Source organism: Pontixanthobacter sp. CEM42 (assembly GCF_017812015.1).
Classification (GTDB): Bacteria; Pseudomonadota; Alphaproteobacteria; order Sphingomonadales; family Sphingomonadaceae; genus Pontixanthobacter.
Map to the genome: position 1 here is coordinate 293,230 of NZ_JADQTN010000002.1, position 21,531 is coordinate 314,760.

Annotated in this window: 17 protein-coding genes; 4 read left to right on the forward strand and 13 right to left on the reverse strand. The window is 56.7% G+C overall.

Annotated elements, in window-relative coordinates; translation table 11 throughout:
* Positions 1 to 21: 21 nt before the first annotated feature.
* Both J9777_RS11385 and J9777_RS11390 read right to left on the reverse strand, forming a co-directional pair.
* Complete coding sequence (locus J9777_RS11385) at positions 22 to 1,056, reverse strand: DUF6607 family protein (RefSeq protein ID WP_209348947.1); 1,035 nt, start codon at positions 1,054 to 1,056, stop codon at positions 22 to 24.
* A gap of 31 nt (positions 1,057 to 1,087) precedes the next feature.
* Positions 1,088 to 3,349 carry a TonB-dependent hemoglobin/transferrin/lactoferrin family receptor gene (locus J9777_RS11390; protein ID WP_245228718.1) on the reverse strand — a complete coding sequence of 754 codons (2,262 nt, stop codon included), beginning with the start codon at positions 3,347 to 3,349 and terminating at the stop codon, positions 1,088 to 1,090.
* Between the two features lie 333 nt (positions 3,350 to 3,682).
* On the opposite strand from J9777_RS11390, the gene J9777_RS11395 reads away from it, so the two are divergent.
* Both J9777_RS11395 and J9777_RS11400 read left to right on the forward strand, forming a co-directional pair.
* Entirely contained in the window at positions 3,683 to 3,955 is a 273-nt protein-coding gene (locus J9777_RS11395; RefSeq protein ID WP_209349548.1) for a ribbon-helix-helix domain-containing protein, read from the forward strand.
* Between the two features lie 119 nt (positions 3,956 to 4,074).
* Complete coding sequence (locus J9777_RS11400) at positions 4,075 to 5,553, forward strand: hypothetical protein (RefSeq protein WP_209348948.1); 1,479 nt, start codon at positions 4,075 to 4,077, stop codon at positions 5,551 to 5,553.
* Positions 5,554 to 5,590: 37 nt separating this feature from the next.
* Here the strand turns inward: J9777_RS11400 and murA are convergent, their stop codons facing one another.
* Positions 5,591 to 6,874 carry a UDP-N-acetylglucosamine 1-carboxyvinyltransferase gene (gene murA, locus J9777_RS11405; RefSeq protein WP_209348949.1) on the reverse strand — a complete coding sequence of 428 codons (1,284 nt, stop codon included), beginning with the start codon at positions 6,872 to 6,874 and terminating at the stop codon, positions 5,591 to 5,593.
* A gap of 100 nt (positions 6,875 to 6,974) precedes the next feature.
* Here murA and galU point away from each other — a divergent pair, with 100 nt between their 5' ends.
* The gene (gene galU, locus J9777_RS11410) at positions 6,975 to 7,859 is read left to right on the forward strand and encodes a UTP--glucose-1-phosphate uridylyltransferase GalU (RefSeq protein WP_209348950.1); all 885 of its coding nucleotides are present in this window, start codon (positions 6,975 to 6,977) and stop codon (positions 7,857 to 7,859) included.
* 12 nt (positions 7,860 to 7,871) lie between these two features.
* On the opposite strand, the gene J9777_RS11415 is transcribed toward galU, so the two are convergent.
* The 10 genes from J9777_RS11415 to J9777_RS11460 all read right to left on the reverse strand — a co-directional run bounded on the left by J9777_RS11415 (position 7,872) and on the right by J9777_RS11460 (position 19,735).
* Complete coding sequence (locus tag J9777_RS11415; RefSeq protein WP_209348951.1) at positions 7,872 to 8,537, reverse strand: DUF4259 domain-containing protein; 666 nt, start codon at positions 8,535 to 8,537, stop codon at positions 7,872 to 7,874.
* Positions 8,538 to 8,606: 69 nt separating this feature from the next.
* The gene (locus J9777_RS11420; protein WP_209348952.1) at positions 8,607 to 10,367 is read right to left on the reverse strand and encodes a flotillin domain-containing protein; all 1,761 of its coding nucleotides are present in this window, start codon (positions 10,365 to 10,367) and stop codon (positions 8,607 to 8,609) included.
* Positions 10,368 to 10,382: 15 nt separating this feature from the next.
* Positions 10,383 to 11,039 (reverse strand): YqiJ family protein, encoded by a 657-nt coding sequence (locus J9777_RS11425; protein WP_209348953.1) that lies wholly within the window; start codon positions 11,037 to 11,039, stop codon positions 10,383 to 10,385.
* 167 nt (positions 11,040 to 11,206) lie between these two features.
* Positions 11,207 to 11,944 carry an SDR family oxidoreductase gene (locus J9777_RS11430; protein ID WP_209348954.1) on the reverse strand — a complete coding sequence of 246 codons (738 nt, stop codon included), beginning with the start codon at positions 11,942 to 11,944 and terminating at the stop codon, positions 11,207 to 11,209.
* Positions 11,937 to 13,250, reverse strand: a complete 1,314-nt coding sequence (locus J9777_RS11435) for a cytochrome P450 (protein ID WP_209348955.1) — start codon at positions 13,248 to 13,250, stop codon at positions 11,937 to 11,939. Before J9777_RS11435 ends, J9777_RS11430 begins: the two co-directional genes overlap by 8 nt.
* 1 nt (position 13,251) lies before the next feature.
* On the reverse strand, positions 13,252 to 14,775 hold the full coding sequence (locus J9777_RS11440; RefSeq protein ID WP_209348956.1) for an acyl-CoA synthetase: 1,524 nt from the start codon (positions 14,773 to 14,775) through the stop codon (positions 13,252 to 13,254).
* A gap of 142 nt (positions 14,776 to 14,917) precedes the next feature.
* Positions 14,918 to 15,601 carry a M23 family metallopeptidase gene (locus tag J9777_RS11445; RefSeq protein WP_209348957.1) on the reverse strand — a complete coding sequence of 228 codons (684 nt, stop codon included), beginning with the start codon at positions 15,599 to 15,601 and terminating at the stop codon, positions 14,918 to 14,920.
* A gap of 161 nt (positions 15,602 to 15,762) precedes the next feature.
* Positions 15,763 to 16,566, reverse strand: coding sequence for a ferritin-like domain-containing protein (locus J9777_RS11450; RefSeq protein WP_209348958.1), 804 nt, complete (start codon positions 16,564 to 16,566; stop codon positions 15,763 to 15,765).
* Complete coding sequence (locus J9777_RS11455) at positions 16,563 to 17,027, reverse strand: peroxiredoxin (protein ID WP_209348959.1); 465 nt, start codon at positions 17,025 to 17,027, stop codon at positions 16,563 to 16,565. The genes J9777_RS11450 and J9777_RS11455 overlap by 4 nt, the downstream gene beginning before the upstream one ends.
* Complete coding sequence (locus tag J9777_RS11460; protein ID WP_209348960.1) at positions 17,024 to 19,735, reverse strand: bifunctional [glutamine synthetase] adenylyltransferase/[glutamine synthetase]-adenylyl-L-tyrosine phosphorylase; 2,712 nt, start codon at positions 19,733 to 19,735, stop codon at positions 17,024 to 17,026. Before J9777_RS11460 ends, J9777_RS11455 begins: the two co-directional genes overlap by 4 nt.
* A 101-nt stretch (positions 19,736 to 19,836) precedes the next feature.
* Here J9777_RS11460 and J9777_RS11465 point away from each other — a divergent pair, with 101 nt between their 5' ends.
* The gene (locus J9777_RS11465) at positions 19,837 to 21,507 is read left to right on the forward strand and encodes a M28 family metallopeptidase (RefSeq protein WP_209348961.1); all 1,671 of its coding nucleotides are present in this window, start codon (positions 19,837 to 19,839) and stop codon (positions 21,505 to 21,507) included.
* Positions 21,508 to 21,531 lie beyond the last annotated feature (24 nt).

Genomic DNA, 21,531 nt, shown 5'->3' on the forward strand with positions numbered 1-21,531 from the left:
CCAGCTTCTCATACATCCGTCTCAATAGTCGGTTTTCTCAGCCGGTTCACGCAGTCGCGCAGCCAATGGTGGCAGATCGGTTGTCGTCTTGTCTGCGATCACAGCCTTGGCTTCGATGATCGCTGCATTAGCCGATTTATCTCCTGCAGCAACTTCGCTGGCGAGGCCCATTAGCGGCATATACAGCTGATCAGGTTCACCCTTTTGCGTGAGCGCAAATGGTTTGCCCGCCGCTTCTATGCGGTTCCAGATATCGCGGACGCCGGCCCAATAGGCTGCGGTCTTCGTCCAATATTCATCGCCGACTTCGGTCGGGAAGGCGTCGCTCTTGACGTAAGTGTTCACTCCGACTTCGCGCACCAACACGCGGGCTTCGCCGTCGAGTGCAAGCTTGGAATTATCCTGCTCATGCACCCAGCCATCGGGCGTAATCGCATGGCGGTTCATCGCCACAACCGCATGATAATCATCGCGCTTCGTCATGTCGCGGCGGGGTAACGGACGCCATTCTGCGGGCGGGACCCATTCGGAAACGCCGTTCTCGTGGCTCCAATGTCCGACCGCCCCATAGCGCGGGGAATCGTCAACCTGATAAACAGCCTGCGACCAGTTGCCTGCGCTGTCATCCTCGCTGACATCGCGCATTTCCCATGCGTTGCCGCCGATAAAGTTCAGCACTTTCTTGGGCTGGTACTGCCAATCCTGCCGCCAGTGCTTGATCGGCATCTTCTGTTCACCGCCAACGACAAGGATGTGCTGCAGACTGATAAAATCGCCGCGATCCTCGATCACGCGGACGATCTCATAGCCGCCAGAAAGATACGGGTCTTTGGGTTCATAGCCTTCAGTGAACGCAACCGTTTCAGTAAACTTGAACTGGACTTTATAATCGCCCGTCATCGCGAGAATAGCTGCGCGATCCTGTTCAAATTTCTGCTGCTCGGCGCTTTGCATTGCCTCATCGACCTGAGCCTGTCCTTGAGCCTGTAGTGGTGCGCCTACCGAAGCGGTGGTTGCACAAAGAACGGCGGCGAGTGTTGCTGTCAGATATTTCATATGATGTCCCTCTTGAACAGAAATGGCGCGGTCAGAATTGGAAGCTGAGCGAAACGCTGGCGTTGCGGCCCGGCTGGGTGAAAGCGTTGGTGATGGTCGATGCCGTGGTCAGCCCGCGAACATCGCTCCAGTAAGCGTATTTCTTGTCAGTGATGTTGAAGATACCCGCGCGAACCGTCAGCTGGTCGCCGATCCTGTAGAAGGCGGTAGCATCGAAAATGGCAAACTCGTCCGGGCGGAAGCAGGTACCGTTGCAGACACCCACCGCGTCAGCAGCTGGTTTGCGAGCGTTGTAGGTCGTAATTAGCTCGCCGCCGAATTTGTTGTCCGGATCGCGGTAGCCAATACCGAAAACGACATTCAACGGATCGATGGTGGACAAAGCCGAAGCCGGTGCCCCGGGGGAACGGACTTCGCCATCAGCCAAGGCCAAGGCAAAACGTGCGCGGAAGCCGTTATCCGCCTGATACGATGCCTTCGCTTCGACACCCTCGACTTTCACGCTGTCCAGATTGATGAATTGGAATACGGTCGGATCGAAGGGTGTACCCGTTCCGCTGACCGCTTCCTGACTGATAAAATTGTCGTAGTCGGCGGCGAACCCCGTCAGCGTAATATTGATCGTATCGGTTGTGTAGCGAACACCCAGTTCGAAAGTCTCGCTCGTTTCGGGCTCAAGGTCAGGGTTGGGTGCGGAAGTGTAGCCGAACGCCAGATTTTCGAAGAAATTGTTGACCTGGCTTGGCGTCGGCGCACGGAAGCCTTGAGCATAATTACCGAACACACGAACATTGTCGTCCAGCTTGACAACGGCCCCGACTTTGGGAGACCAACGCGATCCGCTCTGGCCTGTTTCATTGAAATTCGGGAGCAGCGGATCATCGGTCGGGTTGAGATCATAGAAGTCGTAACGGATCGCCGGATAGAGCGTGAATGCGCCATCGCCGATCTCGATAGCATCGCCAATGAACACACCGCCCAGCGTAAAGTCGGTAACCGGGAAAGCCCGCGCCGGGAAGACTTCCCCGAAAGGCGGCTCAACGCCATCACGAAGACCTTCCTGCGTAGTCCAACTGACATCACCGCCAAGCGACAGCGTGTGCGAAGTAGCGCCCGTGTCGAAGCCGGCGCGGAAATCCGCCGTACCGCCATACACTTCGTTGTCGAACGTATTCAGGCGCTCCCGATCGGGGCGCGGCGTCGTGCCGGTTGGCGAGCGATCCTCATCGGCAAATTGAACGTCATTGCCGTCCTGCCAATAGGCCGCGATATGCGCGTAATCGAGGAAACCGCTGCCGGCGATGTCCTCTTGCCATGTCCAATCCACCGAAGCGCGCTTGCGCTCGGTCGTGTCGGTTGCGGTTAGGCTATCGACGATCCAGCTTGGGGTCGGGCCAAACAGAAATACCGGGCCGCGGCCTGACAGCACGTCGGAGAAGACTTCTCGCGCCAGATACTCGCCAGTCAGGCGGATCCGATGGTTGCCGTCGTTCCAGACCAGCTTGCCAAGAAATGCGTTGGAGAACCCATCTTGGGGATTTGGTGTCGTCCGCGTCGGTCCCTCAACATCAATTGTGCCTTGATTGTCGAGTTCTTGGAAATCGCGCCGCGAATAGGCAAGCATTCCCGAAATGTTGCCGGTCATCCCGGCGACCGCGACAGTTTCGGCAAATTCACTGTCAGCGGAACTATATTGTGCACGGGCGAAACCGCCGAAATTCGCACCTGGTTCGATCAAATCTTCGGGGTCCGAAGTCGTGAAGCTGATCGCGCCGGATAGGCCGTCGCTGCCATAGAAAGCTGAGGCCGGGCCGCGCAGAATCTCGACTGATTTGATTAAGCCGATGTCGGTTGCGTTGCCGCGGCTGACGCTTTGCGCGCCAAAACTGAAACCCTGCGGAGAGCGAATGCCATCCACTTGGATCAGCACGCGATTGCCGCCGATCCCGCGAATGTTGAAATCCTCGTTGCCCGCACGGCCAGTTGTGCCAAGCGCGGCGCCAAAACGAGCCGGAGCACGGCGCACCGTGACGCCCGGCTCGAAACGGACCAGATCGCGAATGTCGGTGGCAAGCTCATCAGCGATCTGTTCGGAATCGATGACTGTGACCGTCGCTGGCGCATCAGCGATCGTTACCGGCGCGCGGGTGGCGGTTACCGTAATCGTGTCTTTATCATTGGGTTGGTCTTCGGAGCCTTCGGTTTCGTCGGCGGCAAAGGCCGCCTGCGAGATCATCAATGCTAGGGTGCTGACGGCAAGAGTAGTGAACCGTCGGGCGCGTGGATTTTTCAAAGCTAATTCCTCCTCCGACTCGATGCTATTGCGAGTCAGTTGCATTATCAACTAGACTTATGGTTGAGCTTGTCAACTCGCATCATGCGCAGGACTACTGCGAGAATGGGGCCTGCCCTAAGGCGGTGCTGCGCAGCATATGGTCGCTGCTGCGCCCAAAAAATGCGAGGACCTTCCTGCGCGCGCGTCGCGTTAGCTTGGATGACGCTTTTTCAAATCGTGAAACCAAATTGCCTAAAACCCCGCACGAGCCGCGGAGTGTTGCCGTTTTAGGGGCTTCCATAGAGTTAGCTAAAGACGCCGCACCGAATGTACTTTATCAACTTGCGTGCAATGCAATCTCCTCCGTACCACCCACCCGTCAAACGCTCAGTGCAGATCGCCGGTCACAAGACGTCGATCAGTCTGGAGCCCTTGTTCTGGGAAATGCTGAAAGATGCCGCATCGGCTGCAGATGTACCGGTCAACGCTATAGTGGCGCAGATCGATGCAGAACGAATCAAATCCGATACTCCCCCGGGCCTTGCCAGTGCCGTTCGAGTATGGCTCGTAACGAAGCGGTTTAGCGCTCGCCCGACCGCGAATGATGACAATACAGAGGTTTAGTTATATTAAAATAACTGTCCGTTTTATACTATCCGATTAGATATAGTGAGATCAGTATTACCCTGAAAGCGACAAGTACTTTTTGTATTTTTCAGAACACAATTAGGGGAGTGTTGATCATGCGGTTTTCCAATTTTGTCGAGAATGTGAAGGGCTGGGCATTAGCCCTGGCATTGACCAGTTTCGTGGCCGTATCGGCCTGCACACCCAGTGCCAGCGATGATACCGAAACACTCGCGGCAAGCGCTTTGGATTGCCCCAATCGGCTCGGCTGGTCGGAAAATCTCCCGACTTATTTCGAAGCTGACGCGAAATTGCCGACGAGCTTTAGCGATACGGCTGTCGATTGCGATTTTCATGAATGGTCATGGGAAGCCTTCGCTTGGGCAACCGCCGAGATCGACGGAACCCCGCGCTTTATGACGATGGCAACACTCGATGCGCTGACTTCTGACACCAGTTCCTCGGACGGTATGCTGCGCTTGGGCGCCCACTCAAACAAGCCGCACGCTATGCCAACGGGCGAGAATGCTGGCGCAATTACCGAGGCCGATGGCAATATGCTGGTCGGCGGCAACGGCTACCCCGTTTACGCCTCAGTCCATATGAACGATTCCTATTTACAAACCGCCAAGGCCAATATGGTCGAAGGCGGCGCCTATGCCGCGAATGCCGGTAAGGACACCGGCTCCGGCGAAGAATGCGGCGGCGCTGGCAACGCATATTATTTCAATTGCGGCTCGGCAGTGTTCAAAGCGACATGGTATCGCCTTGCCGATGGCGAAACGGCGCCTGCAGGTGCTTACACAACGCAGGCCCAAGTCCCAGTGCTGGAGAATGATTGCACCGGAACAACCTGTATCGCCAAATCGAGCGGCACGTTCACCACTGTCACCGTTGCGCTCGTCGGGCTGCACGTAGTTGCCTATATCGAGAACCACCCCGAGATGGTTTGGGCTACATTCGAGCATGTTCGCAATTCACCGTCTGTACCGGATGGTACCTTTGCCTATGGCGACCAAAGCGTAGATGAAGATTATACTTTCTACGACGCAGGCACACCGTTCGCTGCTGACAAGATCCTGGTCAAGAATGACAGTGCTGCCGTTCTGAAATTTGACGAGGCATCGCAAACTTTCTCACCAGTTACACAAGTGGTCCAGATGAACCGCACTGGCGGCGAAAATCAGGAGAACGGTCCGGCCAATATTGCAGCCGTAAACTCCGCATCTATGACAGAGTTCAAGAACGAGAACTCGCCTTTCCAAGACTATTTCCTGGTTGGTACGGTGTGGTTCAAGCCGGACGTCTACACCGCTGACAATGCCAACATCCAGAACAAGAACTTCAACTGGAAAGGCATTGCTCAGGGCAGCGAGGCGCTGGCAAACATGACTGCGGAAACCTTCATGCAGGCACCCGGGACAGGCGATCAGCTCAACTGCTTCACTTGCCACAATCCGACGTCGTACAGCTTCGAACAAGGATCAACCGAGCCGATGCGCAGGGTGGCTATCAGTCATGCACTGGGCGTTGGCTCTGAGTTTGAAGCGAAGAATACGATTCCGGTTGAAGACGGGGATAACACTGGAGAATGAGATATAGCGGGCGGAGGCCTACGCGCTTCCGCCCTCCTTATTCGTCCCCGACGCGTTCAATATCAGCACCGACTAAAGCGAGCTTCTCTTCCAAGCGCTCATAGCCACGATCCAAGTGATACAGGCGGCGAACCTGCGTTTCGCCTTCGGCTGCAAGCCCCGCAATCACGAGGCTCATCGAGGCGCGCAGATCGGTGGCCATCACTTCGGCACCGGTTAGCGTATCGACGCCGGTTACCACTGCTTTACGACCATCGGTTTCGATATCGGCGCTCATCCGGTTAAGTTCAGGCACATGCATGAAGCGATTTTCGAAAATCGTTTCCGTCAGCACACTGGTACCCTCAGCTTTGCAGAGCAGCGCCATCAACTGCGCCTGCATATCCGTGGCGAGGCCGGGATAAGGTGCAGTGGTCAAATTGGTTGCTTTGAGTGGACCGTTGGCAGCAATCTTCACGCCATCCTTCACCGCTTCATACTCAACGCCGATGGCTTCTAGCGCTTTCAGCGTCGCCATCATCTCGTCAGCTTTTGCCCCCTCAAGCATGACTTCGCCGCCAGTAATTGCCGCCGCACATGCATAAGAGCCCGCTTCGATCCGGTCAGCCATCACCTTGTACGTCGCGCCGTTGAGCTTCTTAACTCCGTGGATTGTCAGATCAGATGTACCGATCCCTTCAATCTCCGCGCCCATTGCAACCAGCAGATTGCACAGATCGCCAATCTCCGGTTCACGCGCGGCATTGCTGAAGCGGCTTGTGCCGCTTGCAAGCACCGCAGTCATCAGAGCATTTTCCGTCGCGCCAACTGACACAACCGGAAAATCAAAATCGCCGCCAGGTAACCCGCCATCGGGCGCGTGCGCACGAACATAACCTGCGGCCAGTTCAATCTCGCCGCCAATCGCTTCGATAGCTTTCAGGTGCAAATCGATGGGCCGGTTACCAATAGCGCAACCGCCGGGCATTGAGACGGTCGCTTCTCCAGCACGCGCGAGCATTGGGCCCAGAACGAGAATCGAAGCCCGCATTTTACGAACCAGATCATATGGCGCGACAGTCGAAGTCAGTCGCGCCGCTTCATAAGTCACCATCCGGCCGAAATCTTCAGGCCGGTTGCCGCGAATGCTCGTCGACACACCAAACTGCGTCATCAAATGCTGGAAGCCATCAATATCAGCCAGACGCGGCAAGTTGCGCAGCGTTAGCGGTTCTTCAGTCAGCAGCGCACAGGGTATCAATGTCAGCGCTGCATTTTTCGCGCCGGAAATCGGAATAGTGCCGGAAAGGCGTTTTCCGCCCTGAATGAGTATCTTGTCCATCCACGCGGTTTAGCCAGAATGACAGCGGGGGCAAGGGATGGTGTAGCTTTCCTGATCAGCAATGTTGACGGCGTAGACTCGCCGGACGTATCGCTTCGGAATGACTGAACACAAACCAATCAAAAAAGCCGTGTTTCCCGTTGCAGGTCTCGGTACCCGCTTCCTTCCCGCCACCAAGGCCATCCCCAAGGAATTGCTCCCAATCGTCGACCGGCCTTTGATCCAATATGCGGTCGATGAAGCGCGTGAGGCCGGGATCGAGCAGATCATTTTTGTTACGGGGCGCGGCAAAACCGCGATCGTCGAACATTTCGACATCGCCTACGAGCTCGAGTCCACCATGGGCGAACGCGGCAAAGACATGTCCGTGCTTGAAGCGACCCGCGCGACTCCGGGCGATATCATTACAGTCCGCCAGCAGGTCCCTCTTGGTCTTGGCCACGCGATCTGGTGCGCGCGCGCAATTGTGGGCGATGAACCCTTCGCGATCCTGCTTCCCGACGAATTGATGGTAGCGCAGCAAGGCGGCGGAACGGGCTGTATGAAGCAAATGGTCGAGGCCTACAATGAAGTCGGCGGCAATCTGATCAGTGTGCTGGAAGTGCCGCATGAGGAAGTCAGCAGCTACGGCGTGATCGACCCGGGTACAGAGAGCGGTTCGCTGACCGAAGTCAAAGGGCTGGTCGAAAAACCCCCCGTCGATCAAGCACCGTCAAACAAGATCGTCTCGGGCCGTTATATCCTGCAGCCAGAAGTCATGCGCACGCTTGAGAACCAAGAAAAGGGCGCAGGCGGAGAGATCCAGCTGACCGACGCCATGGCCAAGATGATCGGCGATCAGCCGTTCAATGCGGTGACTTTCGAAGGCCGCCGGTTCGATTGCGGAAGCAAGCTCGGCTTTGTCGAAGCAACGCTGGCGCTTGCGTTGGAGCGCGACGATATGGGCAATGATGTCCGCGCAATGGCGCACAAACTTCTGAAATAGGCGGCTGGTGGATCAATCCTCAGGCCCCAGCGCTTCACCACGAAGCAATTTGTCAGCCATCGCATCGATCTCAGCATCATCGAAATTCCAATTTTGGATGATGTGTTTTGGATGCAGCGCAGCGTTAAGGCACGCCAGATGCGCTGATCCGCCATGCGACATTCCGAGATTCTGATCGGCGTTCAGCGTGATATCGATCGCACTGAACTCGGTCCCCATTGGCTCATCGCAGAACAAACAGGGCGACGAATTGGATTGGGGTTTAGGCGTGCTCGACTTTGAGGCCGGCTGTTCGGGTTTGCTGAGACGATCAATCAGCTCCGTTATAGCCCGATTGAAGTCCCCGGATTCTTCGGCATCAGCCCAAAGCTCTGTCAACTCACTGTAACTGACCACCGCCGAAACCGAATCGCGAGCAAGATCAAGAAGTTCGGCTGACGGTTTGCCGAGATCATCCACGATCTTGGACAAGCCATCGGGCATGGACTTGGACCGATGCCCGCGCATTGCGGCAACACATTCGGCTGCGACCACTATCCGGCAGGCACAATCGGCGTCGATCAACGCTCCCCAGCCAGAACCGTCAAACGCGGCCGCAATGACTTGAACGCTGTCGATTTCATCGACGAAATCCAGCGCAGTGTCATTCTCGAACGATCTGGCACCCCAAGCGCCCATAAGAAACCCCTCCTGCTCTTCCGATAGAATAAGCAGGAGGGGTAAAAATCGCCTGAATAGTGCGGTGCCTTAGTTAGCCGAACTATCAGATCCGGCTGAACCTTTGCCCTTGCTTGCGGGCTTGGAGGCACGTTTGGCCCCGGCTTCGACAACCTGTTCTTGCACATCCGCAATAACATCGGAAAGCGAAGCCGCGCCTTCTTCAACCGCCGGACCTTTGACAAGACCGTTGAGCGAGGAGCCATCAAGCCCAAGCTCTTGCATCAGCCCGTCGAGGACCGGTGCCTGTGCGCGGTACGACAGAGCCGCTGAAAGAGCGTCGGTGGCAAGGTTGCCCGATCCGCCTCCGGCTCCAGCTGCCCCGGCTGAACCGCCGCCGCCATTTTGGGTGAGCCCGTCGACCTGAACGATCTTGATCGAGTCGATTGCCTCCATCGGCTTGGCGCTTTCCTTGATGACTTCGGGCAGCACCTTGAGCAGAGCCAGCTTGGTCTGCAAGCTGATCTGATCCATCGACAGAATGTTGGCCGCTTCGTTGATCGCTTGCTGACCGGCAGCTTCGACTTCGAAGCGGATCCGGGCAGCTTCGGCGCGGAGCTTTTCAGCTTCGGCTTCACCGCTGGCTTCCAAACGGATGGCTTCAGCGCGGTTTGCCGCAGCATCCTTCTCAGCCTCTGCCTCAACCTTAACCTGGATCGCATCACGTTCGGCAATCTTGGCGGCCTCGATCAGTTCGATCCGCTTATCACGATCGGCAATCTCGGTTTCCCGAGCGGTCAAGACGCCTTCCTCGGCTGCAACCGCAGTCGCACGTGCAGCATCGGCTTCGGCTTTCGCTTGGCTTTCCTCACGTGACTTGTTCTGGACAGCAATCTGCTGTTCCTGACGCGCGATCTCCAGAGCACGAACCTGATCGATCCGGGCCTCTTCAACCGTCCGGTCAGCTTCAATCTGCTGGGCGTCGACTTCCTTCTTCGCGGTAATCCGCGCGGCTTCAGCTTCGCGGTTACGCTCTGCTTGCTCACGGGCGACTTCGGAAGATTGCTTAGCGCGGCGCATTTCAACTTCACGCTCTTGCTCCAGCCGGGCAAACTCATTGTCACGCCCAATTTCAAAGCTCGCTTGATCGGCTTCAAGGTTCTTCGTTTCCATCTGGACGCGCGTGTCCTGCTCGATGTCGTTTCGCGCCTTCTTGCGCAGTTCGATCTGCTCGGTCAGCTTGGTCAAACCTTCGGCGTCAAACGCGTTATTGGCGTTGAAATGCTCGATAGAGGTTTGGTCGAGACCGGTCAGTGAAACCGATTCCAGCTCCAGACCGTTCATCGCAAGGTCGTTAGACGACACTTGCTGCACTTTCTGCACGAAGTCAGCGCGTTGCTCATGAAGCTCATTCATGCTCATACCCGCCGCGACCGAACGCAGCGCATCAACAAACTTACCCTCAACGAGGTCTTTCAGAGCCTCTGGGTGCATTGTCCGAAGACCCAGCGTCTGCGCTGCCATTGCAATCGCCTCGCTATCGGGGCGCACGCGGACATAGAATTCCGCCTTCACATCGATCCGTAAGCGATCGAGTGTAATCAGCGCGTCCGCGTTTTTGCGTTCAACCGCGAGCCGCACCGTGTTCATATTGACCGGCATGGTTTCATGCAGGACCGGCAGCACCAATGCGCCGCCATTCATGACCACTTTCTCACCGCCAAAGCCTGTACGGACGAAACCAATTTCCTTGGTCGCGCGGCGATACAGGCGCGTGATTGTAAAACCGATCACCAGCAGGAAAGCAAAGCCCGATCCCGCCCAAATTCCAATTGTTGTCAAACTCTCCATATATTCTCTTTTCTTCTACTGAGTGGGTGCAAGCCGTGGCTCCTCGAGCCGGCTGGCGTAAAAAGTCGCGCCCTCGCGGCGGACCAGCAGGACGGTTTCACCCGCCTGAATTTCTTCTTTCTCGTTGTGCGGTTCGACCATCACATTATGCGCTTGGCCATGATAGTCGCGCACGCGAGCACGAGCAGGCGAACCAACGCGCGCGGTCCCATCTAGGACTTCCGCGCGGCGGCCGACCAAAGTCTTAACCGATACCGCTGTCGTTTCATCCTGCGGCAGAATAGCCCCAAGCGGTCGAGCGACGATGCCGTTGACAGGCAGCGCTGCGCCGCCAGAAATCAATGCGGCGAGCCAAACATAGAGCGGCGAACCGGTAAGGTTCTCAGCGAAAAGTTGAGTGCTCACACCAATACCCGCAAAGATGAATAGAAAGCTCGCGAGCCAGATGGTGAAGGGCACGCGGCCAAGACCGATCATGCTCATCAATCCGTCGACCGCGCCTACGCTCGAAACATCGGCATCGAGATCGACGTCCATATCAACATCAATGTCAACGTCCGCATCGGTACCGTCCAGCAGATCACTCACGCCCAATACCTGAGCAGCCGCCAACAAGATCATGATGCCAAGTGCTACCGCAAATGGCAGGTTATGGTCGGCAAATAGGCTCACGAAATCATACCCAAGAACTCGCTTCCGAGTTCGGGTCTCCCCTGTTCAATCATTTTCATCATGCGACATTATATAACACAATCCGGACCAAATTGGTAGGAAAATCGGATTCGTGGCTGTCGATTTATGACTCTATGTCAAACGCTTAGGGATATTTTCTGACAATCCTAAGTCAGCGTCAGCCCGCCATCGACGACCAGCGTTTGGCCGAGAATATAGGATGCCATCGGAGAGGCGAGAAAAAGCGCTGCGCTCGCCAACTCAGCGGGGTCCCCGGTCCGGCGGAGCGGAATTTTGCTGATGGCCTGTTCGGTGCGCTCCTCATCATCGAAGGTGACTTTAGTCATCTTCGTTTTGACGAAGCCGGGTGCGATGCCGTTGACCCGAATGCCATCGCGTGCCCAAGCAGCAGCTAAGTTGCGGACAAGCGCAACGGCGGCGGCCTTGCTCGCGCCATAGGCCGGATTGCCGATTGTCGCATGGAAAGCTGCGGTAGAACTGATAATTTGCAGCGACCCATCCGCCTCTTTCAGCGCGGGATGGAATTTGCGCCCGCAATCCATGACTGATGTGAGGTTCACATCGACGACCTTATGCCAACCCTCCCGCGTAAATTCACCGCGACCATATTGCACAGCGCCTTGGCACAGGATCAGCGTATCGAGCCGGTCGATCGCCGGCGCCGCATCTATGGCTTCGGGGTCGGACACATCGACATGGGTGTAATGCAGGCCGGTAAGGTCGGAGCCTTCTTCTTCCGCATAATCCGCCGCGCTTGCACGCGTGCCCCAGACATGCACTTCAGCACCCGCCGCGCGGAAAGCCTGCGCCATTCCATTGCCGATCCCGCTTGATCCTCCAACAACGAGAGCAGTTTTGCCGGAGAAATCGAGAGGGTCAGTCATGTGTTTTCTTGCGAGAGGGAGCAATGCGAAGCGGCAGGGTTTTGAGCCCGCCGACGAATGTGGATTTGGAACGAAGCGGTTCACCCGCCAGTTCGATGCTGTCGAGCCGGTCGAGCAGTGCTTCAAACAAGATGCGCATTTCCAGCCGCGCCAGATGGAGGCCGAGGCATTGATGCGCGCCCGCCCCGAAAGCCAGATGCCGGTTGGGACTGCGCGCGGCATCGAAGCGGCGCGGATCGTCGAATTGCGCAGGGTCGTGATTGGCAGCGACATAATTGATCATCAGCCAATCATCTTTCTTGATCTGCTGGCCGCCGATCTCTGTGTCTTCAGCCGCGGTGCGCATGAAATGCTGCACCGGGCTGGTCCAACGGATCGCCTCTTCAACAATGCCCGGTAGCAATGAACGGTCGGCTTTGACTCGTACGAACTGCTCCGGGTCTTGCGCCAAGGCAAGCATCGCGCCTGCTGTCGAGGCAGAAGTGGTGTCATGCCCTGCGGCTGCCAGAATGATGTAATAGCCCATCATATCGCGGTCGTTAAGCGGCTCACCATCCACGGTCGCATTGGCGATTGTACTCGCAACATCGCCCGTTGGGCTGGCGCGTTTCTCCGCGGTAATCCCAGCGAAATACTTCTCGAAGTCAGCTACCGCCCCCGCAACCAGTTGAGTGATCTGCTCGGGCGTCATGTTCTTCATACCCGACTGGTTGAGATCATCATCCTGCCCGCCAAACATTTGCTGCGTGAGCATCAGCATGCGCGGTTCGTCCTCCTCGGGTACGCCCATGATCTGCATCACCACATGTAGCGGATAGGGTGCCGAGACGAGCGGAACGAAATCAACTTCAGGACCGGCACTGACCAGTTTCTGGACGGTCTTGTCTGCAAGCGCGCGAATCTCATCCTCAACCGAACGCAGGTTCTTAGGCATGAACCATTCCTGCGTCAGCTTGCGGTACTTCATATGAATCGGCGCATCGAAAGTAACCAGGCTGGCAACCATATGCGGGCTGCCGCCAGTCATCGCCTTGGCAAATTCAATACCTTCATTGAGCGAGAATACGACTGTGCGCGGATGATTGAGGAAAGTCTGGTTATCCTTCGAAATACGCATCACATCATCATAGGATGTGATCAACCAGAACGGGTCAAATACGCCCTCTGCATCGGGCAGCACTTTGACCACGCCATGCTCCGAGCGAAGATGATCGAACGTATCCAACAGCGTATCCCATTCGGCATACGATGCCGGATCAATCACCGCACGCGCCAGATCGCCTTGGATCACAGCTTCGCCCGCCACGTTAGTTCGCCTCCGCAGCCTGCTGGTACTCGTCTTTCAGCTTGCGCTTATAGAGCTTGCCATTGGCTTCACGCGGAAGCTCGGGACGAAAGTCAAAGATGCGCGGCATCTTGAGGCGCGCCAATTCGCCAGACAGGAAGTCGGTTAGTTCCGCTTCCAAGGCTTCATCAGCACCATCCATCGAAACCGGCTGCACCACAGCAACCACCTTCTCACCCATTTCGGGACATGGCGCACCGATCACGGCAGCATCCATCACCTTGTCATGCGTGATAAGCAGGTTCTCGACCTCTTGCGGATAGATGTTCACCCCGCCCGATATGATCATGTTGGAACGGCGGTCGGTCAGATAAAGAAAGCCTTCCTCATCCAGCTTTCCAATATCGCCGAGGGTGGTCCATCCTTTGGGGTGGGTCGCTTCTTTCGTTTTGTCCGCGTCCTTGTGGTATTGGAATGGATAGGGGCTCTCGAAGAAGACAACGCCTTCTTCGCCGGCAGGCACTTCATCGCCATTATCATCGCAAATATGGATCGTGCCGAGAATAGCCCGGCCAACGGTGCCCTGATGAGTCATCCAATCCGCGCTGCCGACCATGGTCATGCCATTGCCTTCGCTACCCGCGTAATATTCAAAGATGATCGGACCCCACCATTCGATCATCTCTTTCTTGATATCGACCGGGCATGGCGCGGCGGCGTGCAATGCGCCTTTGTGGGTTGAGAGGTCGTATTTGCTGCGAATATCCTCGGGCAATTTGAGCATCCGGACGAAATGCGTTGGCACCCATTGGCTGTCGGTAATGCCGTACTTCTCGATCGTCGCGAGAGCGCCTTCAGGGTCGAATTTCTCCATCACCACCACAGTGCCACCAAGCCGGTGGATCGTGCTCGACCAACCGAGCGGTGCCGCATGATAGAGCGGCGCAGGCGATAGATAGACGCAGCTACCGTCACCCTTGATCTGGAAGCCCATCGTCGCAAGCCCCATCAATGGTGTAGGCGCTTCAACCGCCGGATCTTCGGGCGGCGCAGGAAGAATACCCTTGGGCCTGCCGGTGGTTCCGGAACTATACAGCATCACCCGGCCAACGCTTTGATCGGCAATCGGATCAGACGGTTGTGCAGCCAATGTCTCTTCAGCATCCACACCGAAGATCAACAGGCCCAGCTCGCTACGTTCGGAGCGAACGATGTCAGTCACAGCATCAAATTTGCGCGTCGAGATCAACAGCTTCGCGTCGCTATCGTCTAGGATGTAGAGGATCTCAGAAGCGGTCAGATGAGTTGAGATCGGAACCAGCACCGTACCTGCACGCTGCGAGGCCCAATACATCTCATGATAGCGGGCGTTGTTCTCCATAAGAACGCCAAACGCCTCACCCTCTTTCAAACCTTGCGAACGCAGCCAGTGCGCGATGCGGTTCGCGGCTTCGTCCATTTCGCGATACGTTACGGTTTCGCCGCTGCCAGCCATAATAATGGCGGGATGGTCGGGCCTGCTTTGCGCGAATTGAATGGGATGCATGGTTTTTCAGTTCCTCTCTGAAATGCATCCTATTCACGCGTGCAGCGCGGGCAAGAGGAATCGCCAAAGAAAAGGGGCCGCAGATCGCTCCGCAGCCCCCTTAGACACCCTCTCCCGATGCCTAACTAGAAAATCGCTGTGCTTACTGTCCGCCGCGACCGGCTTCTTCGGCAGGCTTAGCCGCTGCCTGCTGCGCCTTAGTTTCTACCATATAAGGAATCGGGTTGACCGCTTTGCCCTCGACACGAACTTCATAGTGGAGATGCGGCCCAGTCGAGCGACCGGTTGAACCGACATAACCGATAATGTCGCCCTTTTTAACATTCTGCCCATTGGCAACGGCGATCCGCGACATGTGCGCGAAGCGGGTTTGAACGCCTGCCCCGTGTTCCATCGAAACATACAGGCCGTAGCTGCTGAAACGCTCTGCCTTGCTCACGATACCGTCAGCAGTGGCATAAATTGGCGTGCCGGTTGGCGCGGCCAGATCGATACCTTTGTGCGCGCGGCGGCCACCAATGACGGGGTGTGTGCGCATGCCAAAACCACTGCTCAATCGTGCGTTATCCAAAGGCATCCGCGAAGGGATAGATACTTTGGTTACTGGCGCTGGCGCTGCTTTGTCATCGCCATCAAGCGATTCCCACTGCGCGAAAAGCTGTTTGAAATTCTCGTCACTACCGGTGATCGAGGATTTTTCTGCGTTGCGCACTGGCGCTGGCAATTCAGCCGTTGCCGCAGAGGTGTTGGCTATGGCCGGGCTTGCACCCATTACCGCAAAGCCTGCCACACAAAGTGCCGCTTTTGCGAAACCACGCTTAAACATTGATACGACCACAAACCGTCCTTTTTATCTGGTACTTTCGCACCAATGAGGATCCCTGTTGAAGCAACCCGACCCCCCAAGGGAGGACTGCCCGAAACTGTTAGAAACGCGAATGGGAACCATCCTTTGTTTCGTTGATTGTGGGTTATGGATACAAAATTTTACGTGGCAAGCTCCGCATAGAAGTCCCGCGACAAACCGGCTGCAAGACGCGCTGAGTCGTTAAATGGAGCCTTTAGCCCCCCTCTAAAATGCTCCCGAACCAAGGATTTCCAACGTTTTTCGGGTGATTCTGCGTTTTCCGCACAGATTGCGACGAAATGCTTGGTGCCAATTGCGACATGTCGGATTTCATCGTCAAGGATACGACTCAGTATCTTGGCACCATCCTCGTCTCCTTGCGAACGCACACGCTCCAGCGTTGCGGGAGTGACATCAAGACCGCGCGCTTCAAGAACCATCGGCACAATGGCCAATCTCGCTGCCACATCATGCGATGTGCGCTCGGCAGTTTCCCAAAGGCCAGCATGCGCTGGAAGCGCCCCATAATGGCTGCCAAGGCGGCGCAGTTTCCGGTCGAGGATCGCAAAATGCATCGCCTCGTCCGCCGCCACCGACATAAAGTCAGAAACGAACTCTTCCCCCAACTTGCCGCCAAACCGCCCTGCCATATCGAGCGCAAGATCAATCGCGACGAATTCGATATGTGCCAGCGCATGCCACAGGGCCAGTCGTCCTTTTTCAGAACCACCCTTACCCCGGCGCGGCATATTGCGCGGGTCCAGTAGCTCGGGCTCGTTTGGCCAAGAAGGCCGGTCGGGCATCGCTGTTTCAAACCCAAAACTCAGCCTGCCCAAACGCCAATTGCGCGCGGCATCGCGGGCGGCCATCACTTTGGCGCGCGGATCAGCGGTTAGCAATGCAGCACTGATCGCGGCACTCAGAGATGGTCTGGTATCGGTCAAAGAGCTTGGGCAGCCTCAAGCACTTCGGCGGCATGGCCTTTGACGTTCACTTTGGGCCAGACCTGCGCGATTTTGCCGCTTTCATCGACCAAATAAGTTGTGCGAACCATGCCCATATAGGTTTTTCCGTACATCTTCTTCTCAGTCCAGATGCCGAGCTCGTCAGACAGGCCGCCTTCTTCAGCGTCAGTCGCCAAAGCAACTGTCAGATCATGTTTGGCGATGAAGTTCTGGTGCTTCTTCGGCGAACATTTGCTGATACCGAGAATGGTCGCACCAGCCTTCTCAAAATCGGCTTTGAGAGCGGAGAAATCCTTCGCTTCATTGGTGCAGCCGGGGGTGTTGTCCTTGGGATAGAAGAACAAGACCAATTTTTGCCCTTTGAAATCGGACGCTTTCACAGTTCCGCCATCGGGCGTTTCCATTGGAATATCGGGCATCGTCGAACCAGCTTCAGTCATTCGGGCGTCTCCAGTTTAACATCAAAAATCTCTTTCCAGCTTGCCGCGACAATCTGCCGCGCTTCGCTGAACCTGCGCAATAGATCGGAGTAGTCCGCACACTTGCAAGCCTTAGCGAGTGCTACGGCAGCACTCGAAGCAGGCTTCACTCCATCTGGAGCAAGCAATCGAGCAGACACCAGCAGGCGGGTCATTAGATCATGCGCATCACTCAAAGCATCGGGTACCAGCTTTTGTTCCGTCAGCGCCGCAATTGCTCCTCGTAGATCGGGCGTGAATGCCACGCGGTCCCTGAGCTGCAGGTAATGCACAAGGAATTCAAGATCGACCAAACCTCCGCGTGAGAGCTTGGCGTCCAGCGGGCCTTTCGCGGGTTTGTGCGCCGCCATTTCATCACGCATCTTCAGCACATCTTTGCGCAGCACATTGGGGTCGCGTGGCTGGTCAAGCACCGAAGCAATGATGGTCTCGAGGTTGGCCTTCGCCTCGGGCGGGCCGACAAGAACGCGCGCGCGCGTCAGCGCCATATGCTCCCAAGTCCACGCATCCTCGCGCTGATATTTGGCAAAGCTCTCAATGCTGACAGCAAGCGGTCCCTGCGCGCCCTGCGGCCTCAAGCGTGTATCGACTTCATAGAGCGCGCCCTGCGCTGTAGGTACGCTGAGCGCGGCACTCACGCGCTGCGCCAGCCGGTTGTAGTAGAGCGTCGCGCCAAGCGGTCGCGGGCCATTGGATTCCGGCGCATGCGACCCGCTGAACAGATAGATAATATCAAGATCGGAGGCATGGGTCAGCGCTCCGCCGCCTAGCCGACCGAGACCAATGATTGCAAGTTCGCTGTCTTCGATCAACCCATGCGTCTGCGCAAAGTCAGCGCGCGCAGCTTGCGCAGCAACCGAAAGCGAGGCTTCCGCAACGTGAGAAAGACCTGCGGCGAGGTCCAGCGGGTCCTGTGCCGCCTCGATCAATTGCACGCCCATCGCGAAGCGCTTTTCGCCCGTAACGATACGGATGCGATCAAGAATGCGTTCGTAGTCGTCTCCAGCCTCGGCTTGAGTCATACTGCTCTTGAGCGCGTCAACATCGCCCGGAAGATCAAGCGCGCTGCGATCAATCAAGCTGTCGAGCAGTTCTGGCCGTCTGCTCAGCTCATCGGCCAACGGATCAGCTAGCGTCAGGATGCGCACCAACTGGTCGAACAGTCCCGGGCGAGCCTCAAGCAAGCGGAAGAGATTGATCGCGCTTGGTGTTTTACTCAGGAAACTCTCCCACCGAAGGAGTGCGCGCTTGGGGTTAGTCGCCTCTGACAGCGCCTCGAGCAATGCAGGCAATATCGCCTCAAACGCTGCAATCGCGGCTGGACTGCGCAACGCTCTGATCTTCCCGTCGCTCCATGCACGGATCCGTGCGGCCAATTCAGCGGGATCCGGAAAGCCAAGCTGGTCGAGATTGTCCTTCAATGTATCGCCGCCCGGCACCGCGACACTCCGCGAGCCATCGACATCGATCAATGCGTCGAAATGCGCTGCCACTTGACCGGTTATGTCGCGCAAATCATCGAGCAGCGCTTTCGCATCATCATATCCGCCCAGCCTGGCAACATTCTCCAGCGCTTCACCTTCAGGCAACGAATGCGTCTGATGGTTGTTCACCATTTGCAGTCGATGCTCGATTGTGCGCAACCGATCATAAGACACGCCCAATTCCTCGGCATCAGCGGGACTAATGATCTCTGCTGCCGCCAGAGCATCGAGCGCTGCACGCGTTCCGCGAAGCCGCAGGGATGGATTGCGCCCACCATGGATTAACTGGTGCGTTTGAGTGTAGAATTCGACCTCGCGAATGCCGCCGCGCCCCTGTTTTATGTTAAACCCGGGCTGCGGTTCGCTTGGCCCTGCATGGGTGGTGCGGATTTGTGCGGTTAGACGGCCGATCTCTTCGATAGCTCCGAAATCAAGGCTGCGCCGCCAGACAAAAGGCCGGATCGATTCAAGAAACTCCTCGCCAGCTTCGATGTCGCCCGATGCCGCCCGAGACCGGATAAAAGCAGCCCGCTCCCACGCCAAAGCCGACGATTCATAATGTGTCAGCGCAGCATTCAAGGGGATCGCCAAAGGGCTGACTTCAGAAGCAGGCCGCAATCGCAGATCCACGCGAAAGACAAACCCTTCCGCCGTATTGTTTGATAGCAGTTGGACAATTTCCCGCGCGTAGCGCTGCGCCGCCTCGCCCGGTTCGTCGCGCTCTCTGCGCGGCAAAGTTTCCGGATCAAACAGCAAGATCGGATCGATATCCGAACTGTAATTGAGCTCGCACGCACCATGCTTACCCAACGCAATGCCAATCATCCCCACAGGCTCGGCATCGGGCACACGGCGCCTAATCGCAGCCGAAATCGCCGTATCTAGCGCGCGATCAGCCAACGCTGAAAGTTCGGTCATCACACGCCCGACAGGGAATTCGCCCGCCATATCGCCAATCGCCAGCGCTGTGGAATATGCCAACCGCTCGCGCCTTAGGCTCACGCCGATATCGGAGACACCATCGCCAGCCTGCTTGGCCCACTCCAACGCTTCCTCGCCATGCCCATTAGCAAGTAGCTCGGCCAATTCGGGTTGGCGCTCCAAAGCGTTGCACAGGAAAGGCGAATACGCACGCGCCCGCTCCATCGCCGATTGCCAATCAGGGGAAGATCGCGTGCCGTTCATCCGCATTGCCCTTGCCCCAATTCGCCAGCTTTGCAATGGAGGCGCATCACAAATCCATCGCTGGCCCATTGCGGCTGCGCGAGGACCGAAGAGGAATTCACATGATCCGCAAATGCCTTGCTTTATCGGCTGCGCTTATGCTCGCCGCATGCAATACCGCACCCGAACTGGATATTCCCGATGTGGAGCCGGGCGAGATTTCGCAAGAGACGATGGTCGATATCACCCGTCAACTGTCTTCTGACGAGTTCGATGGCCGGATGCCTGGCACGGCGGGCGAGGAGAAAACCGTCACGCTACTGATCGAGAAATATAAAGCCGCAGGACTGAAGCCGGGCAATGGCGATAGCTGGGTTCAGAAAGTTCCGCTGGTTGAAATTACTGGCAAGGATTTCTCACCCCTGACGATCAAAGGAGAGGGCACAGAGATCAATCTGGAAGCGCGAAAAGATTGGGTCGGCGTGACCTACCGCGAAGACGCGACCACTTCGCTGGAAGATAGCGAGTTGGTATTCGTCGGTTACGGAATCACCGCACCGGAGCGCGGCTGGAACGACTATGAAGGTCTCGACATGGCGGGCAAAACTGCCGTCATTCTGGTCAACGACCCCGACTATGGTACCGGCACGCTAGAGGGCCCCTTCAATGGCGATGCGATGACCTATTACGGGCGCTGGACCTATAAGTATGAAGCCGCAGCCAAGGCTGGCGCAGCAGGCGCGATCATTGTCCATGATACCGAGCCGGCATCCTATGGCTGGAACGTGGTCGAAAGCAGCTGGTCCGGCCCACAAGCCTATGCCCAACGCGGCGCGAATGCACCTGAGCTAACACTGGTAAATGGTTGGGTGCAAAAAGATGCAGCCGCCAAGATTATGGAGACCGCCGGTCAGGATCTGGCCAAGCTATCCGAAGCAGCGAAGGAAAAGGGCTTCAAAGCGGTACCGCTCGGCCTAACCGCCAGTGCCAGCTTCTCCAACGATATCAAGAAGTATGAAACGCAGAACGTGATCGGGATCCTGCCCGGGACCGAGCGTCCCGATGAGTATGTAATGCACACCGCGCATTGGGATCATCTCGGTCGCTGCACAGCAGCACCTGATGGAGACGACATCTGCAATGGTGCTATCGACAATGCGACGGGTACCGCAGCGTTGGTCGCTCTCGCACAAGCGCATGCGCAGGCAGGCGCGCCCGCACGCAGCTTGGTTTTCTTGGCAGTGACGGCTGAAGAACAAGGCTTGCTCGGCGCAGACTATTACGCAGCCAATCCGATCTTCCCGCTCGCGCAAACCGTTGGCGGCATCAATATGGACGCCCTGCCAGTGGTGGGTGTTTCGAAAGACGTGACAGTCGTGGGACCCGGCAAATCCAAGCTTGACGACTTCCTGAACAAGGCGCTCGAACTCGATGGCCGCACTGCGACACCCAATCCGAACCCAGAAGCAGGATATTACTATCGCTCGGATCATTTCGCCTTTGCCAAGCGCGGCGTGCCGATGCTCTATGTCAAAGGCGGCGAAGATCTTGTCGATGGTGGCCGCGAGGCTGGTGAGGCAGCGGCGAAAGACTACCGCGCCAACCGCTATCATGGACCTAAAGATGAGTTCGATGAGAGCTGGGATTGGAGCGGGGTGATGGCCGATTTGCAACTCTTCTACCGCCTTGGCCAAATGCTCGGCAACAGCACTAGCTGGCCCAATTGGGTCGAGGGTGATGAGTTCGAAGGAATCCGCAACGAAAGCTGCGCGGCTGCCGAAAGCGGCTGCTGAACTCTATACCAACCGAACCTCCGA

Excerpts from the sequence above, each read along its gene's own strand:
- murA (WP_209348949.1), bottom strand. The coding sequence starts at position 6,874 with ATGGACAAGATACTCATTCAGGGCGGAAAACGCCTTTCCGGCACTATT.
- J9777_RS11445 (WP_209348957.1), bottom strand. The coding sequence starts at position 15,601 with ATGTTTAAGCGTGGTTTCGCAAAAGCGGCACTTTGTGTGGCAGGCTTT.
- J9777_RS11395 (WP_209349548.1), top strand. The coding sequence starts at position 3,683 with ATGCAATCTCCTCCGTACCACCCACCCGTCAAACGCTCAGTGCAGATC.
- J9777_RS11440 (WP_209348956.1), bottom strand. The coding sequence starts at position 14,775 with ATGCATCCCATTCAATTCGCGCAAAGCAGGCCCGACCATCCCGCCATT.
- J9777_RS11455 (WP_209348959.1), bottom strand. The coding sequence starts at position 17,027 with ATGACTGAAGCTGGTTCGACGATGCCCGATATTCCAATGGAAACGCCC.
- J9777_RS11465 (WP_209348961.1), top strand. The coding sequence starts at position 19,837 with ATGATCCGCAAATGCCTTGCTTTATCGGCTGCGCTTATGCTCGCCGCA.
- J9777_RS11385 (WP_209348947.1), bottom strand. The coding sequence starts at position 1,056 with ATGAAATATCTGACAGCAACACTCGCCGCCGTTCTTTGTGCAACCACC.
- J9777_RS11420 (WP_209348952.1), bottom strand. The coding sequence starts at position 10,367 with ATGGAGAGTTTGACAACAATTGGAATTTGGGCGGGATCGGGCTTTGCT.
- J9777_RS11430 (WP_209348954.1), bottom strand. The coding sequence starts at position 11,944 with ATGACTGACCCTCTCGATTTCTCCGGCAAAACTGCTCTCGTTGTTGGA.
- J9777_RS11415 (WP_209348951.1), bottom strand. The coding sequence starts at position 8,537 with ATGGGCGCTTGGGGTGCCAGATCGTTCGAGAATGACACTGCGCTGGAT.
- J9777_RS11460 (WP_209348960.1), bottom strand. The coding sequence starts at position 19,735 with ATGAACGGCACGCGATCTTCCCCTGATTGGCAATCGGCGATGGAGCGG.
- galU (WP_209348950.1), top strand. The coding sequence starts at position 6,975 with ATGACTGAACACAAACCAATCAAAAAAGCCGTGTTTCCCGTTGCAGGT.
- J9777_RS11400 (WP_209348948.1), top strand. The coding sequence starts at position 4,075 with ATGCGGTTTTCCAATTTTGTCGAGAATGTGAAGGGCTGGGCATTAGCC.